26 protein-coding genes are annotated in these 15,343 nt (G+C 44.8%); all 26 read left to right on the top strand.

Features of this window, described 5'->3' with window-relative positions:
* Complete coding sequence (gene rplD / locus QGN29_RS00230; protein WP_310798631.1) at positions 1-621, top strand: 50S ribosomal protein L4; 621 nt, start codon at positions 1-3, stop codon at positions 619-621.
* Positions 618-914, top strand: a complete 297-nt coding sequence (locus QGN29_RS00225; protein ID WP_310798630.1) for a 50S ribosomal protein L23 — start codon at positions 618-620, stop codon at positions 912-914. Before rplD ends, QGN29_RS00225 begins: the two co-directional genes overlap by 4 nt.
* A 4-nt stretch (positions 915-918) precedes the next feature.
* Positions 919-1,755 carry a 50S ribosomal protein L2 gene (gene rplB, locus QGN29_RS00220; protein WP_310798629.1) on the top strand — a complete coding sequence of 279 codons (837 nt, stop codon included), beginning with the start codon at positions 919-921 and terminating at the stop codon, positions 1,753-1,755.
* A 12-nt stretch (positions 1,756-1,767) separates the two neighbouring features.
* Entirely contained in the window at positions 1,768-2,037 is a 270-nt protein-coding gene (gene rpsS, locus QGN29_RS00215) for a 30S ribosomal protein S19 (RefSeq protein ID WP_310798628.1), read from the top strand.
* A gap of 2 nt (positions 2,038-2,039) precedes the next feature.
* Positions 2,040-2,417, top strand: coding sequence for a 50S ribosomal protein L22 (gene rplV, locus QGN29_RS00210; RefSeq protein WP_375164615.1), 378 nt, complete (start codon positions 2,040-2,042; stop codon positions 2,415-2,417).
* A gap of 1 nt (position 2,418) precedes the next feature.
* The gene (gene rpsC, locus QGN29_RS00205; protein ID WP_310798627.1) at positions 2,419-3,111 is read left to right on the top strand and encodes a 30S ribosomal protein S3; all 693 of its coding nucleotides are present in this window, start codon (positions 2,419-2,421) and stop codon (positions 3,109-3,111) included.
* Positions 3,112-3,129: 18 nt separating this feature from the next.
* Complete coding sequence (rplP, locus tag QGN29_RS00200; protein ID WP_310798626.1) at positions 3,130-3,540, top strand: 50S ribosomal protein L16; 411 nt, start codon at positions 3,130-3,132, stop codon at positions 3,538-3,540.
* A 12-nt stretch (positions 3,541-3,552) separates the two neighbouring features.
* Entirely contained in the window at positions 3,553-3,744 is a 192-nt protein-coding gene (gene rpmC, locus QGN29_RS00195; protein WP_310798625.1) for a 50S ribosomal protein L29, read from the top strand.
* 12 nt (positions 3,745-3,756) lie between these two features.
* The gene (gene rpsQ, locus QGN29_RS00190) at positions 3,757-3,993 is read left to right on the top strand and encodes a 30S ribosomal protein S17 (protein WP_310798624.1); all 237 of its coding nucleotides are present in this window, start codon (positions 3,757-3,759) and stop codon (positions 3,991-3,993) included.
* A 45-nt stretch (positions 3,994-4,038) separates the two neighbouring features.
* Positions 4,039-4,407: a 50S ribosomal protein L14 gene (rplN, locus tag QGN29_RS00185; protein WP_310798623.1), complete on the top strand. Its 369-nt coding sequence runs from the start codon at positions 4,039-4,041 to the stop codon at positions 4,405-4,407.
* Entirely contained in the window at positions 4,404-4,721 is a 318-nt protein-coding gene (gene rplX / locus QGN29_RS00180; protein ID WP_375164720.1) for a 50S ribosomal protein L24, read from the top strand. Before rplN ends, rplX begins: the two co-directional genes overlap by 4 nt.
* A complete protein-coding gene (rplE, locus tag QGN29_RS00175; RefSeq protein ID WP_310798621.1) occupies positions 4,714-5,265 on the top strand; it encodes a 50S ribosomal protein L5 in 552 nt (183 codons plus the stop codon). Before rplX ends, rplE begins: the two co-directional genes overlap by 8 nt.
* Positions 5,266-5,283: 18 nt before the next feature.
* Positions 5,284-5,589, top strand: coding sequence for a 30S ribosomal protein S14 (rpsN, locus tag QGN29_RS00170; RefSeq protein WP_310798620.1), 306 nt, complete (start codon positions 5,284-5,286; stop codon positions 5,587-5,589).
* Between the two features lie 14 nt (positions 5,590-5,603).
* Positions 5,604-6,002: a 30S ribosomal protein S8 gene (gene rpsH, locus QGN29_RS00165; RefSeq protein WP_310798619.1), complete on the top strand. Its 399-nt coding sequence runs from the start codon at positions 5,604-5,606 to the stop codon at positions 6,000-6,002.
* 26 nt (positions 6,003-6,028) lie between these two features.
* Positions 6,029-6,562 carry a 50S ribosomal protein L6 gene (rplF, locus tag QGN29_RS00160; RefSeq protein ID WP_310798618.1) on the top strand — a complete coding sequence of 178 codons (534 nt, stop codon included), beginning with the start codon at positions 6,029-6,031 and terminating at the stop codon, positions 6,560-6,562.
* Positions 6,563-6,574: 12 nt separating this feature from the next.
* Positions 6,575-6,931: a 50S ribosomal protein L18 gene (gene rplR, locus QGN29_RS00155; RefSeq protein ID WP_310798617.1), complete on the top strand. Its 357-nt coding sequence runs from the start codon at positions 6,575-6,577 to the stop codon at positions 6,929-6,931.
* Positions 6,932-6,958: 27 nt separating this feature from the next.
* Positions 6,959-7,519 carry a 30S ribosomal protein S5 gene (gene rpsE / locus QGN29_RS00150; RefSeq protein WP_310798616.1) on the top strand — a complete coding sequence of 187 codons (561 nt, stop codon included), beginning with the start codon at positions 6,959-6,961 and terminating at the stop codon, positions 7,517-7,519.
* Between the two features lie 5 nt (positions 7,520-7,524).
* On the top strand, positions 7,525-7,710 hold the full coding sequence (rpmD, locus tag QGN29_RS00145; protein WP_310798615.1) for a 50S ribosomal protein L30: 186 nt from the start codon (positions 7,525-7,527) through the stop codon (positions 7,708-7,710).
* 18 nt (positions 7,711-7,728) lie between these two features.
* Positions 7,729-8,184: a 50S ribosomal protein L15 gene (gene rplO, locus QGN29_RS00140; protein WP_310798614.1), complete on the top strand. Its 456-nt coding sequence runs from the start codon at positions 7,729-7,731 to the stop codon at positions 8,182-8,184.
* Positions 8,185-8,388: 204 nt separating this feature from the next.
* Positions 8,389-9,735, top strand: coding sequence for a preprotein translocase subunit SecY (gene secY / locus QGN29_RS00135; RefSeq protein ID WP_310798613.1), 1,347 nt, complete (start codon positions 8,389-8,391; stop codon positions 9,733-9,735).
* Entirely contained in the window at positions 9,735-10,382 is a 648-nt protein-coding gene (locus QGN29_RS00130) for an adenylate kinase (protein WP_310798612.1), read from the top strand. The genes secY and QGN29_RS00130 overlap by 1 nt, the downstream gene beginning before the upstream one ends.
* Positions 10,383-10,608: 226 nt before the next feature.
* Entirely contained in the window at positions 10,609-10,977 is a 369-nt protein-coding gene (rpsM, locus tag QGN29_RS00125) for a 30S ribosomal protein S13 (RefSeq protein WP_310798611.1), read from the top strand.
* A 46-nt stretch (positions 10,978-11,023) separates the two neighbouring features.
* Entirely contained in the window at positions 11,024-11,413 is a 390-nt protein-coding gene (gene rpsK, locus QGN29_RS00120) for a 30S ribosomal protein S11 (protein WP_310798610.1), read from the top strand.
* A 99-nt stretch (positions 11,414-11,512) separates the two neighbouring features.
* Positions 11,513-12,529, top strand: a complete 1,017-nt coding sequence (locus tag QGN29_RS00115; RefSeq protein WP_375164614.1) for a DNA-directed RNA polymerase subunit alpha — start codon at positions 11,513-11,515, stop codon at positions 12,527-12,529.
* 134 nt (positions 12,530-12,663) lie between these two features.
* The gene (gene rplQ, locus QGN29_RS00110; protein ID WP_310798609.1) at positions 12,664-13,083 is read left to right on the top strand and encodes a 50S ribosomal protein L17; all 420 of its coding nucleotides are present in this window, start codon (positions 12,664-12,666) and stop codon (positions 13,081-13,083) included.
* Positions 13,084-13,290: 207 nt separating this feature from the next.
* Complete coding sequence (locus QGN29_RS00105; protein ID WP_310798608.1) at positions 13,291-15,282, top strand: putative bifunctional diguanylate cyclase/phosphodiesterase; 1,992 nt, start codon at positions 13,291-13,293, stop codon at positions 15,280-15,282.
* Positions 15,283-15,343: the final 61 nt, after the last annotated feature.

Below are 15,343 nucleotides of genomic sequence, written 5' to 3'. Positions count from 1 at the left end.
ATGAAACAACAGGTACTGACCTTGGATGCCAAGAAAAGCGGTGACATCGAATTGAATGATGCCGTATTTGGTGTTGATGTGCGTGCAGACATTCTGCACCGCGTTGTAAACTGGCAGTTGGCTAAACGCCGTGCGGGTACACACGCTGTGAAATTCCGCAGTGATATTGCTCGTACAGGTAAGAAATTTGGCAACCAAAAAGGTGGTGGTGGAGCCCGTCATGGTTCTCGTCGCTCTAACATCTTTGTTGGTGGTGGTCGTGCTTTTGGCCCGATCCCGCGCGATCATGGCCACGATCTACCTAAAAAGATCCGTACAATGGGTCTTAAGTCTGCTCTTTCTTCTAAAGTAGCTGAAGAAAAGCTTATCATTGTTGATAATGCTGAGCTGGCTGAAGGTAAAACAAAAGCACTTAAGGAAAAGCTTTCTAAGCTAGGTGTTACATCTGCTCTCATCATTGATGGTGCAGACGTTAACGCTAACTTCCTGCAGGCTGCCTCTAACATTCCATTGATCGATGTGTTGCCGAGCCAAGGCGCGAACGTCTACGACATTCTTCGTCGTGAAGTTCTTGTTTTGACAAAAGCTGCCGTCGAGAAGCTTGAGGAGCGTCTGTCATGAGCAACGTAGCAAAGCACTATGACATCATCAAAGCCCCAGTGATTACTGAAAAAGCAACATTGGGACAGGAAAATAACACATATACATTTAAAGTAGCGATCGATGCAACTAAGCCTGAAATTAAGGCTGCTGTTGAGAGCATCTTTGATGTAACAGTTAAGTCAGTTAATACTGTGCGTCAGCAAGGTAAAATCAAACGCTTCCGCGGGATCCGTGGTCAGCGCGCTGAATATAAAAAAGCGATGGTTAAACTTGCTGAAGGTAGCAGCATTGACGTGACATCGGGAGTTTAAGACAATGGCACTTAAACAATATAAACCGATGACTCCAGGCCAGCGTGGTCTTGTTCTTATTGATCGTTCAGAGCTCTATAAGGGTAAGCCAGTAAAGAAGCTGACCGAAGGTCTCACAAAATCTGGTGGCCGCAATAACACTGGTCGTATCACTTCGCGTCGTCGTGGTGGTGGTGCCAAGCGTGCATACCGTATGATCGATTTCAAACGTACTAAATGGGATGTTTCGGCAACCGTTGAGCGCATTGAATATGATCCTAACCGTACAGCTTTCATCGCTCTCATCAAATATGAAGATGGCGAACTGGCATACATCCTTGCGCCTCAGCGTCTTGCTGTGGGTGACAAAGTTGTCGCTGGTGAGAAAGTCGATATCAAACCTGGTAATGCAATGCCTTTGGCAAACATGCCTGTCGGTACAATCGTACATAACGTTGAGATGAAAGCCGGTAAAGGTGGACAGATCGCACGTTCTGCGGGTGCATACGTACAGCTTGTAGGTCGTGATCGTGGCTACGCGCAGGTTCGCCTTTCTTCTGGCGAAATGCGTATTGTTCGCGGTGAGTGCATGGCAACTGTAGGTGCAGTATCCAACCCTGACAACCAAAACCAGAAGCTGTCCAAAGCGGGCCGCAATCGCTGGAAAGGTCGTCGTCCATCAGTTCGTGGTGTGGCGATGAACCCGGTTGATCACCCACATGGTGGTGGTGAGGGTCGTACCTCTGGTGGTCGTGATCCGGTTACTCCTTGGGGTAAACCGACAAAAGGTAAACGCACACGTTCAAACAAGAGCACAGATCAGTATATTCTGCGTTCTCGTCATGAACGCAAGAAGCGATAGGAGGGCACTTAGATGGCTCGTTCTGTATGGAAAGGTCCTTTTGTTGACTTGCACCTCATGAAGAAGGTGGAATCAGCTCAAGGCGGTGATGTGATTAAAACTTGGTCTCGTCGTTCGACAATTTTGCCGAACTTTGTAGGCATCACATTTAACGTTTATAACGGTCAAAAATTTATCCCAGTTTACGTAACTGACGATATGGTTGGCCATAAGCTTGGTGAATTTGCTCCAACGCGTACCTATTGGGGTCACGCTGCGGACAAGAAAGCGAAGAGGAAATAAACATGGGTAAGCAAGCTAATGCTCGTCGCGTAGCCGACAACGAAGCGCTGGCAACCGCAACCATGCTTCGCGGTTCACCACAAAAATTGAACCTGGTTGCTCAGCAGATTCGTGGAATGAAAGTTGAAAAGGCTCTTGCTGCTTTAACATTCAGCCACAAAAAAGCGGCAATCGATGTAAAGAAAGTTCTCGAAAGTGCAATTGCAAATGCTGAGAACAATCATAACCTTGATGTAGATAGCCTCATCGTAGCGGAAGCTAGTGTTGGTAAGGCTCTTACAATGAAGCGTTTCCGTGCGCGTGCTCGTGGTCGTACAGGTAAAATCCTGAAGCCATTTAGCCGTCTGCGTATTGTTGTACGCGAAGTAGAGGAGAACTAAGATGGGTCAGAAAGTAAGTCCAGTAGGTCTCCGTCTAGGTGTTAACCGCACCTGGGAGTCTCGTTGGTACGCTGAAGGCGAAGAATATGGCAGCATGTTGCATGAAGACATGAAAATCCGTGAAATGATTTTCAAAGAACTTCCGCAAGCTGGTGTATCTCGCGTTGTTATCGAACGTCCTGCGAAAAAATGTCGTGTAACAATCTTTACAGCACGTCCTGGCGTTATCATTGGTAAGAAAGGTGCTGACATTGAGAAGTACCGTGCCAAGGTAGCAAAAATGACAGAAGCTGAAGTGAGCCTAAACATTGTTGAGGTTCGCAAGCCTGAGATTGATGCGAAATTGATCGCTGACGGAATTGCACAACAGCTAGAGCGTCGTGTGGCTTTCCGCCGCGCAATGAAGCGTGCTGTTGGTTCTGCAATGCGTCTCGGTGTTGGTGGCATTCGTATTAACTGTTCTGGTCGTTTGGGTGGTGCTGATATCGCTCGTACAGAATGGTACCGCGAAGGTCGTGTGCCTCTGCACACACTGCGTTCGGACATCGATTACGGCACCTCTGAAGCCCTTACTGCTTATGGTATCACTGGTATCAAAGTATGGGTCTACAAAGGTGATATCATGGAACACGATCCAAGTGCTCACGAGCGTCGCATCAAAGATGCGCAGGCTAGTGGCCCTGGTCGTCGATAAGACTGAGGAGCGACTGATATGTTGCAACCAAAACGTACTAAGTTCCGTAAGGCTCAAAAGGGCCGTATCCATGGCAATGCCAAGGGCGGAACAGCATTGAACTTTGGTCAATTTGGTCTTAAGGCGATGACGCCAGGCCGCGTGACCGCGCGTCAAATCGAGGCGGCTCGCCGTGCGATGACGCGTCACATGAAACGTCAAGGTAAAGTATGGATCCGTATTTTCCCTGATACCCCTGTAACCAGCAAGCCTGCTGAAGTGCGTATGGGTAAAGGTAAAGGGTCTGTTGATTATTGGTGTGCGAAGGTTAAACCTGGCCGCATCATGTTCGAAATTGACGGCATTTCTGAAGAAGTTGCACGTGGTGCATTTGAACGAGCAGCAGCTAAGCTGGCCGTTCAGTGCCGTATCGTTCAACGTATGAACTAGGAGAAGATAGCCATGAAAGCTGCTGATCTTCGTACCAAAAGCAAAGATGAGCTCCGCGAGGAGCTTGTCAGTCTGAAAAAAGAGCAGTTAAATCTGCGTTTCCAGGCTGCTGCTGGTCAACTTGAAAATACAGCTCGTGTTCGTTTTATTCGTCGTGAAATCGCGCGAATCAATACGATCCTTGCTGAAAACGCAGAAGCGTAAGGAGTAATAATCATGCCAAAACGCATCCTGCAGGGTACTGTTGTTTCAAACAAGGGTGAGAAAACTATTGTTGTTAAAGTAGAACGTCGTTTTAGACATCCTCTTCTTGACAAAATTATTAAACGCTCTAAGAAGTACCACGCTCATGACGAGAGTAACCAAATAGCGGTTGGCGATATTGTTAGAATACAAGAATGTCGTCCTATCTCGAAATTGAAAACATGGACAGTAATCACTGGTGAGGCCTAAGGGCCTTACCTTTGTTTTGTCTTTAATTAGTAAAGGGTAAAACCTATGATTCAAATGCAAACCAACCTCGATGTGGCGGACAACTCTGGCGCCAAGAGGGTGCAGTGCATTAAAGTGCTTGGCGGTTCCAAGCGCAAAACTGCCGGAGTAGGCGACATTATTGTTGTCTCAGTGAAAGAGGCGATCCCACGGGGTCGTGTTAAAAAAGGTGACGTGCATCGCGCTGTGATCGTACGCACTGCTAAAGAAGTACGCCGTCAAGATGGATCAACAATCCGTTTTGATCGCAATGCCGCAGTTCTGGTGAATAAAAGCCACGAACCTATCGGCACACGTATTTTTGGGCCTGTAGTTCGTGAACTACGCGCTAAGAAACACATGAAAATCATCTCTCTTGCTCCGGAGGTATTATAATGGCTGCGAAACTTAAAACAGGTGACAAAGTCGTTGTGATTGCTGGAAAAGACAAAGGCAAGCGCGGCGAAATCACAAAAATGATTACGTCGGAAGGACGTGCTGTTGTTTCAGGTGTAAACCTAATTAAGAAACACAACCGTCCGTCTCAGACTAATGCAGGTGGTATCGAGACTAAAGAAGCTGCAATTCAGCTTTCTAACCTTATGATCGAAGATCCTAAGGATGGTGCTCCTACACGCGTTGGTTTCCGTTCTGAGGATGGAAAGAAAGTACGCTTTGCGAAGAAATCTGGAGAGCTGATCGATGGCTAATGCACAACCACGTCTACGTACAATGTACGCTGAGACAATCCGTGCTTCTTTGCAAGAAAAGTTCGGATATAACAATCCTATGCAGATCCCTGGCCTTGATAAAATTGTTATCAATGTTGGTGTTGGCGAGGCTGTTAACGACAAGAAAAAAGTTGCTAAAGCTCAGACAGAGATTACAAAAATCTCAGGTCAAAAAGCTATGGTAACACGCGCACGTAAGTCTGTAGCGGGCTTTAAACTGCGTGAAGGTATGCCTATTGGTGTTAAGGTTACACTACGCGGTGAGCGTATGTATGAATTCCTTGACCGTCTAGTGACAATTGCTATGCCACGTATTCGTGACTTTCAGGGTGTAAATCCTAAGTCATTTGATGGCAGCGGTAACTACGCTATGGGCATTAAAGAACAAATCGTATTCCCAGAAATCAACTACGATGATGTAGATGAGATCCGCGGAATGGATATCATTATTTGTACGACTGCTAAAACTGATGATGAAGCGCGCGAGCTTCTTAGCGGTTTTAACATGCCGTTCAAGAAATAACGGTGAAGGAGATTAGAAATGGCTAAAGTATCCTCAATCGTGAAGAATGAGCGTCGTAAGCGTCTTGCAAAAAAGTATGCTGCTAAGCGTGCTGCGCTAAAAGCGATCGTAATGAACCGCGAGCTTCCTGAAGATGAGCGTTGGATGGCGAGTATGCAACTTGCTGCTCTTCCTCGTAACGGGGCTGCAACACGTGTTCGTAACCGCTGTGAAGTTACAGGTCGTCCGCGCGGTGTATACCGTAAATTTAAAATGTCTCGTATTGCTCTGCGTGAACTTGGCTCTGCTGCCAAGATCCCAGGTATTACGAAATCTAGCTGGTAAGGAGGGATTAGAATATGTCTATGACCGATCCAATCGGCGATATGCTAACCCGTATCCGCAATGGTATTATGGCAGGTAAGTCGGAAGTTAAAACTCCTTCTTCACGTGCTCGCCAGCGTGTTCTGGATGTGCTTGAGCGTGAAGGCTACATACTTGGGTATGATTATGCTGAGTTTGAGAACAACAAAGCTGAGCTGAAAATTCAACTTAAGTATGTGGATGGCGCTAGCGTTATCTCTACAATTAACCGTGTATCTAAGCCTGGTCGTCGCGTTTACTCTTCTGTGAACGATCTACCGCGCGTACACAATGGTCTTGGTATTTCAATCGTTTCTACACCTAAAGGTGTTCTGTCTGATGCAGAAGCACGTGACGGCAATGTAGGCGGTGAAGTACTTTGTACCGTATTCTAAGTCTAGTATAGGAAGGGAAAGATACAATGTCTCGTATCGGTAAAAAGCCTGTGGCAATCCCGTCTGGAGTTACTGTGACTATGAACGGTACCGACCTGACGGCTAAAGGCCCTAAAGGTGAATTGGCAATGACTTTTGTTCCTGAAGTAAATGTTACTCAGGAAGATAATTCAATTGCTATTACACCTGTCAATAACTCAAAGCGTGCTCGCTCTATGTGGGGCATGCAGCGTACTCTCGTTGCTAACATTTTCGAAGGTGTTACTAGCGGTTTCTCGAAAAAACTCGAAATCAACGGTGTTGGTTATCGTGCGCAAGCTAAAGGTTCTACATTGAACTTGCAGCTTGGTTTCTCTCACGATGTGGAATTTCCAGTTCCAGAGGGAATTAAAATTGAGACGCCAGATCAAACAACTGTTTTGATTTCTGGTATTAATAAACAGCAGGTTGGTGAAACAGCTGCTAAAATTCGTGAATACCGCAAGCCTGAGCCTTACAAAGGTAAAGGTGTTAAGTACGAAGGTGAATATATCTTCCGAAAAGAAGGTAAGAAGAAGTAATAGGTGGCAGACATGGCAAATACTATTAAAATGTTTGAAAGACGTCGTCAGCGTAACCGTACACAACTTAAAAAAGTGTCTAACGGGCGTCCTCGTCTTTCTATCCACCGTACCAACCAGCATATGTATGCTCAAATCATCGATGATGTTAAGGGTACTACACTTGCTGCAGCTTCTACGCTGGATAAGGATCTTCGTTCTGCTGCAGGCTCTAATGCCGATGCAGCGACGAATGTTGGTAAATTAATTGCTGAGCGTGCCAAAGCGGCAGGCGTTGAATCAGTTGTTTTTGATCGCGGTGGTTTCGTATACCACGGCCGTGTCAAAGCATTGGCTGAAGCAGCGCGTGCAGGCGGCTTGGTGTTCTAAGTAGAAGTTATAGGAAAGGACATCATTATGGCTCGCCCAGAACGTAAACGCGAAGAAAGCGAATTAACAGAAAAGCTTGTTCACATTAACCGTGTGGCCAAGGTCGTAAAAGGTGGTCGTCGCTTTGGTTTTGCTGCTCTTGTAGTAGTAGGTGATCAGCGTGGCCGTGTAGGTTTCGGTAACGGTAAAGCAAAGGAAGTTCCTGAAGCTATCCGGAAAGCTACTGAAGCTGCCAAGAAGAACATGATCCGTGTACCCCTTCGTGAAGGTCGTACAATGCACCATGATATTGCTGGCCGTCACGGCGCTGGTCGCGTACATGTACGCTCAGCTGTTGCGGGTACTGGTATCATTGCTGGTGGTCCAACACGTGCGGTATTTGAAGCACTTGGTGTACAGGACGTTGTTGCTAAATCTATTGGTAGCTCTAACCCTTACAACATGGTTCGTGCAACATTTGACGCTCTTAAGCGTCAGAAGTCTCCACGCTCTGTTGCAGCAATGCGTGGTAAGAAAGTTGCCGACATTGTTGCACGTCGCGGTGACGTTGTCGTTCGTTCCGACGATGACTCAGCTGTTGAGGAGTAATCACCATGGCTAAAGCTAAAACAATCAAAGTGACACAGATCGGTTCACCGATCCGTCGTGAAGACTCTCAGCGTAGAACGCTTGTTGGTCTTGGACTTAACAAGATGAACCGTACTCGTGAACTTGAGGACACACCTGCAATCCGCGGTATGATCCATAAAGTTCGCCATATGGTTCGCATCGAAGAATAGTAGTTCAGGAGAAAAAACATGAAACTGAACGAATTAAAAGCACAAGACGGTTCTGTAAAAGGCCGTATGCGCGTTGGTCGTGGTATTGGATCTGGCAAAGGTAAAACTGCTGGATCTGGACACAAAGGTCAAAAAGCTCGCTCTGGTGTTGCGATTAATGGTTTTGAGGGCGGTCAAATGCCTATCTACCGTCGCCTTCCAAAGCGTGGTTTTACATCTTTGAATAAAAAACAGTTCGAGGTTGTTAACCTTGGTCGCCTTCAAAAAGCGATTGATGCTGGCAAAGTGGATGCGAAGAAGCCTATTACTTCTGAGATCCTTGTTGATGCTGGTGTTGTCGGTAAAGTCATCGACGGTATTCGTCTATTGGCGAAAGGTGAATTGACTGCAAAAGTTGACATTACAGTTACTGGTGCTTCTAAAGCTGCTGTTGAAGCAGTTGAAAAAGCTGGCGGTAAAGTAACAGTCGCTTAATCGACTAATTGCACAAAAAATTGATTGTCGGAGGACAGGTACGTCCTTCGGCAATTTCTTGCTTTTCAAGTAGAGTGAATTTGTTTATCACTTTTATACTTGAAACTATGGGGCTTAATAGCCACCTGAAATGATAAGAATTATTATACGGACATCCTTGACTTCAATAAGAGGATATCCTTTTAGGGCTGGAGAATAACTAAAATGGCATCTGCTGCAGAACAACTGGCTGCAAACCTTAGCTGGTCCAACTTTTCGAAGGCGGACGAACTTAAACAAAGGATTTTGTTCGCCCTTGGTGCATTGATCGTTTATCGTATCTGTACGTATATCCCTCTACCTGGTATCGACCAGGGGGCACTTTCAAGCATGTTTGACAATATGAAGGGTGGCTTCATCGACATGATCAACCTCTTTTCTGGAGGTGGCTTGTCACGCATGTCGATCATTGCGTTAAACATCATGCCCTACATTTCTGCGTCTATTATAATGCAGTTGATGACTTCTATGGTTCCAAGCCTTTCTGAGTTGAAGAAGGAAGGCGAGCGTGGCCGTCAAAAAATCAATCAATTCACACGATACGGTACTGTTATCCTCACTATTTTCCAAGCCTACGCTCTTGCTGCGGGACTAGAAAGCCAAGCGGGTGTCGTTTTATATCCAAATGGTATGTTCTTTGAGTTCACTACTGTTGTAACCCTTGTTGGTGGAACCATGTTCCTTGTTTGGCTAGGCGAGCAAATTACACAGCGTGGTATTGGTAATGGTATTTCACTGATTATTTTTGCTGGTATTGTTGCAGAACTTCCTGGCGTATTCGCTCAAGCATTTGAATTGAACCGTACAAATGCTATGTCATTGCCTGTGCTTCTCGCGATCCTAGTTGGTGTTGCTGCTATGATATGGTTTGTCGTTTTCTGCGAAAGTGCACAGCGTAAGATTCGCATTCAATATCCCAAGCGTGCGCAAGCCCACGGTGGCGCTATGCAAGAAAATAACTCTCACCTGCCAATGAAATTGAACGTTGCGGGTGTTATTCCTCCAATTTTTGCGAGCTCGCTTTTATTGATGCCAATGACTGTCGCTGGCTTCTATGCTGGTCAGGACGCACCTGAGTGGATTACTTTCATTACTGCCAATATGGGACCTGGGAAACCTTTATACATTGCTTTCTATGTCGTGATGATTGTTTTCTTCTGTTTCTTCTACACAGCAATTCAGTTTAACCCTGAAGAAACTGCGGATAATTTGAAGAAACACAATGGGTTTATTCCTGGAATTCGCCCTGGTGCTCGGACAGCTGAATATCTTGATTATGTCCTTACCCGCTTAACGGTCATCGGATCTGCATATCTTTCTCTGATATGTATTGTGCCTGAAATCATTATTTCTCAGTCCGCTGTGACTTTCTATCTCGGCGGAACAAGTATCTTGATTGTGGTGAATGTTACTATGGATACTGTGACACAAATTCAATCGCACTTGTTTGCACAGCAATATGATAGCTTAATTAAAAAGACTAAGCTTAAAGGCAAGAGAGGGCGTCGCTAATGATTTTGATCTTATTTGGCCCGCCTGGTGCAGGTAAAGGAACTCAAGCGCAGCGGATTGAAAAGAAGCGTGGCCTAGTCCAGCTTTCTACAGGTGATATGCTTCGTGCGGCTGTCGCAAATGGGACTCATTACGGCCAACAAGCAAAAGATCGTATGGAAAACGGTCAACTGGTATCTGATGATATTGTTATTGGTATTATCGCAGACCGCATAAAAGAGGCAGACTGTAAGAACGGCTTCATTCTGGATGGTTTCCCGCGCACGATCGCTCAAGCGGAAGCTTTGGATGTGATGCTGAGTGAGGAAGGATTGCATCTTGATCATGTCATTCAAATTGAAGTGGATGATGTGGCTCTTGTTGACCGAATCTCTGGTCGCTATACGTGTGCGAATTGCGGAGAGGGATACCATGATCGTAATCTCAAACCCCGCATTGAAGGTGTTTGCGATTATTGTGATGGAACAGAATTTAAACGGCGTGCTGATGACAATGCAGAGACAGTAGCGAAGCGTCTAGATGCTTACTATGATGAGACTGCCCCTGTGTTGCCTTACTATGTTGAAAAAGAAATTTTGCAGAAAGTGGATGGGATGGAAGACATCGATTCAGTGACTGCATCAATTGACGCGGTATTATCCGCATAAAAAACTTTCACTGAAAGGTTGACGCGCGGGGGATTATCCTATATGCCCCGTACGTTAGCATTTCCGGTGACGGTTATGCTTTTTTGTCGTGCCCCAGATGTATTATAGGGTAAGGCATTGAATTAAATGAAACAAAGAGGCCTCCGATCTGGTCAGTATGAGAGAGAATCATCTCTTGATTTTGACGGAAGATAATGGAGACACAAGAGTAGATAGGACTATAAAAATGGCACGTATTGCTGGTGTAAATATTCCTTCCAATAAGCGCGTGGAAATTGCTTTGACATATATCCACGGTATTGGACTGACATCATCTAAAAAGATTTGCGCGAAACTAGGATTTCCTCGTGAGCGTCGCGTACACGAACTTTCTGATGCAGAAGTGATCGGAATTCGTGAAGAAATTGATGCTAACTTCAATGTTGAAGGTGATCTTCGTCGTGAAGTAGCAATGAACATCAAACGTTTGATGGATTTAAAAACTTACCGTGGTCTTCGTCACCGCGCCAAGCTCCCTGTTCGTGGTCAGCGTACGTCTACAAACGCACGTACACGTAAGGGTAAGGCCGTGGCTATTGCTGGTAAGAAGAAATAATTAACGCTGTTTAGGGCTCAAGTTAAGTTAGAAAGGTCTGATAGAGATGGCTAAAGATACAGGACGTGTAAAACGCTCCGCACGCAAAAACATCACAAATGGTGTTGCGCACGTGAATGCTTCATTCAACAACACAATGGTTACCATTACAGATGTACAGGGTAACGCAATTTCATGGTCTTCTGCAGGCATGATGGGTTTCCGTGGTTCACGTAAATCTACTCCATATGCTGCGCAGGTTGCTGCTGAAGATGCTGGTAAGAAAGCATTGGATCACGGCATGAAGACTTTGGATGTAGAAGTTAAAGGTCCAGGCTCTGGACGTGAGAGTGCACTTCGTGCATTGCAGGCTATTGGTTTTACAATCACATCGATCCGTGATGTAACTTCAATCCCTCACAACGGTTGCCGCCCACCAAAGCAGCGCCGCGTATAATTATAGTGTAGTACGAGTACCAAGCCGTATATTTGTTAAATTCAGCCCCGTCATTCAATGTAGGAAAGAGCGGGGCCCTAAGAGGCGAGGGGTTCAATCGTGATCCAGAAAAACTGGCAAGAACTTATCAAACCAAGCAACCTTGTAATTGAGCCAGGCTCAGATCCATTACGCAGGGCGAAAATTGTTGTAGAACCGCTAGAGCGTGGTTATGGACAGACTTTGGGTAATGCCCTGCGTCGTGTTCTTCTATCATCTCTACAAGGTGGTGCTGTCACAAGTATCCACATTGAAGGTGTTCTTCATGAATTCTCATCTGTTCCAGGTGTCCGCGAAGATGTGACTGACATTGTCCTTCAGGTTAAGAAATTACCTGTTCGTGTTATGTCTGAAACATCAAAGCGTCTTCACTTGACAGCTTCGGGTCCAGGAGAAGTATTAGCTTCTCAGATTAGCGAAGTTGCTGATGTCGAAGTTCTTGATAAAGAAATGGTTCTTTGTCACCTTGATGAAGGTGCAACATTGAATATGGAATTAACTGTTTCATCTGGAAAAGGCTATGTTGCTGCGGAGCATAATCGCCCTGAAGATGCACCAATTGGTCTTATTCCTGTTGATGCACTCTACAGCCCAGTGACAAAAGTAAGCTATAATGTTGATGCAACACGTGAAGGTGACGTGATGGATTATGACAAGCTTTCTATGGTTATTGAAACAGACGGAACGGTGACACCTGAAGATGCACTTGCTTTCTCAGCACGTATTCTTCAAGACCAGCTCGGTGTTTTTGTTAACTTTGATGAGCCTGAGGATACGAAGGCTGATGAAGAAGATGAAGAGCCAGCGATCAATCGTCAATTGCTTCGTAAAGTTGAAGAGCTTGAGCTTTCTGTTCGTTCTGCAAATTGCCTGAAAAACGATAACATCGTTTACATTGGTGATTTGGTTCAGAAAACTGAAGCTGAAATGCTTCGCACACCTAACTTTGGCCGTAAATCTCTTAATGAGATTAAAGAAGTTCTTGCTTCTATGGGTCTTCGTTTGGGTATGGAACTACAAGCATGGCCGCCAGAGAATATCGAAGAACTGGCTAAAAAGCTTGAAAACGAATTTTAATTAAACCTGCCCTCTGAAGACGGACATCTGTTTCAGAGGGCTTTGTAAAAAACCTCCCCAAAAGAGAAGGGGACACCTATGGGTACTGCTTCTTGTAATCAGTAAGGCCCAATAGGCAAATTGGAGTAAAAACCATGCGTCATCGCAAATCAGGTCGTAAACTTAATCGTACCTCTAGCCACCGTAAAGCTATGTTCCAAAATATGGCGCAAGCTCTTATTAAGCATGAGCAGATCATCACAACTCTGCCGAAAGCTAAAGACCTTGCCCCTATTGTTGAAAAGCTTGTTACACTTGCAAAGAAGGGTGGCCTTGCAAATCGCCGTCTTGCTATTGCACGCCTTCAAAACGAAGAGCTAGTTGGTAAAATGTTTGATGAGCTTGCTTCGCGTTATGCTGAGCGTCCAGGCGGATATACACGTGTATTGAAAGCTGGTTTCCGTGCTGGCGATAAAGCCCCTATGGCTGTTATCGAACTCGTTGATCGTAACGAAGAAGCACGTGGTCAGGATAGCGGTCCTACAGCTGAAGCTGTCGAGGCTGGTGAAGAGTAAACTCTCTTTCATACTGATGAATGAAGCGCTCTCCCCTAGGGGAGGGCGCTTTTTTTCGTCTGAAATTAATCATAAAATAGCAAAAGGGAAGGATTTGCGACTGACGCGTGAAATCCTTTGAACTGGAGTGAGTTTCAATATACCCTTTTAAAACTTAGAGTTATGAGTAGTAATTTATCCTTAGGTATATTGACTTAGAGCCACTCTATGATTTTCAAAGCACTGCCCGAACGCTATAGCCAACACTATAAAGATACCTCCCTTAAGGAGTCTTTTAAGTTTCTATGCTTTGGGCATATTACAATTTTCATGCTGGCATTTTTTTCCCTTCTATTTGATTATGTCGGCATGCCCTTTGAACCCAACCAAGAGGCTTATAATGTAGCTTATTATATCGCTCTTGGTTTTCAGGTGTTTTTGCTTATTTATCTAAAGAAACAATTCATACCGATTAAAGCGATGACATGGCTCGCTGGCGCTGTCATTTACTATGTCATCATTACGCTGACTATCTTAGATATTGAAAATGAAAATGGTGTTCTAGCGTATGGATTGCTGTGTATCTTTATGTCCATTAAAATGCAGTTTAATGAAATGGATGTACTGACGATACTGGTCGCGCCGCTCATTGTGGTGAATATAGCGCTTTTTTACTTATATGAAGAGCCGACAACAATCTATCTCGTTGAAATCATTTTGATCACGATGATGGCGGTGATCCTAGCTATTACCTCTGAAAGATATCGTCGAAAGAATTTTCTGAATTGGTTACAATTACAGGAAACAATTGGATTGCTTGAAGCGAATAAGCAAGAACTCTCAGACTTGAATAACAGCTTAGAAAGTCGTGTGATTGAAAGGACACAAGCACTTGAAGAGGCTCAGGAACAGCTTTATATAGATGCCAATCTTGATCACTTGACGCGATTGCCCAACCGACGCCGATTAACCAAGGTGGCTGAAGAAATCATACAAGGGGCGGCCTCAGCAGGAGAACAAGTAGCCTTCTTCTTTATAGATCTCGATCGATTTAAAGAAATTAATGATACATTAGGGCACAAGCTAGGGGATGAACTGCTGTGTGAAATTGCGGATCGATTAGTGGCGCACTTAGCAGACACTGATGTGGTCGCCCGTGTCAGCGGAGATGAATTCATTATTATTGTGCCCTCCGTCGGGTCTCAGCCATTGCTCGTAGAGAAGGCGAAGTTCATTCAAAATAAAATCTCTGACTGTGTCTTGATCGCAGGCAATGAGATCTATATGTCCGCAAGTATTGGCATCAGTCTATACCCTGACCACGGCAAGAGCCTTGATGGACTTCAGAAGCGCGCTGATGCTGCCATGTATGAAGTTAAAAATAGTGGCAAAAATAACTTTTGCATTTTCGATAAAGCGATTGAAGAGAAAGTTGAGCGCGCAGCAAGGTTAGAGCGTGACTTAAGGGGGGCATTAGACAGAAATGAACTTTACGTGGTTTATCAGCCCAAAGTTCATCTTGCCACGCAAAAATATTGTGGTGCAGAAGCTTTGATCCGATGGGAGCATCCTGATCTTGGTTTTATTTCTCCAATAGAATTTATCCCTCTGGCAGAAGAAGCAGGCTTGATCGATAGAATTGGTGACTATGTTCTGCTAGATTCCATTGAAATGCTTAAAGTCCTAAATTTCAAAAAGGATGAGCCTTTTTCGATTGCTATAAATATGTCGCCACTTCAATTGGAAAGAGAGAACTGTCTTGATTCTATTAATCGGCCAATTCTGCATTCAGGCCTATCAGCTTCTCGGTTTGAATTTGAGTTAACAGAAAGCGCAATGCTCAAGACGAACGAAACACATTCTTTTGAGATTTTAAAGACCCTGAGGCGTCAAGGGTATCGGATTAACATTGATGATTTTGGGACAGGGTATTCTTCGCTCAGCTACCTACAGATGTTGCCGGTAGATGTGGTGAAAATTGATCAATCTTTTGTGCGGGATCTTACCGAAAAGGCTGCAAATAAGGTCATCGTAGAATCTGTCATTAAAATTGCTGCGACCATGGATCTGACGGTTGTTGCGGAAGGGGTCGAGACAAAAGAGATCTGTGATTATCTCACTTCCTTGGGCTGTGAATTAGCGCAAGGGTACTTTTTCTCTAAACCAATTTCGAGTAAAGAATTGAAAGAATTGCTGTCTCCACCTCATGGTGCTGGATAATTGGACAAAAAAATCATATTTCTGCCCTAAAAATTGGTAAGATGACTTGCACGCAGCGCTT

This window comes from Temperatibacter marinus, from assembly GCF_031598375.1.
GTDB lineage: Bacteria > Pseudomonadota > Alphaproteobacteria > Sphingomonadales > Kordiimonadaceae > Temperatibacter > Temperatibacter marinus.
Note: the sequence above shows the minus strand (reverse complement) of the source record. Positions and strands in the feature narration are given on the sequence as shown.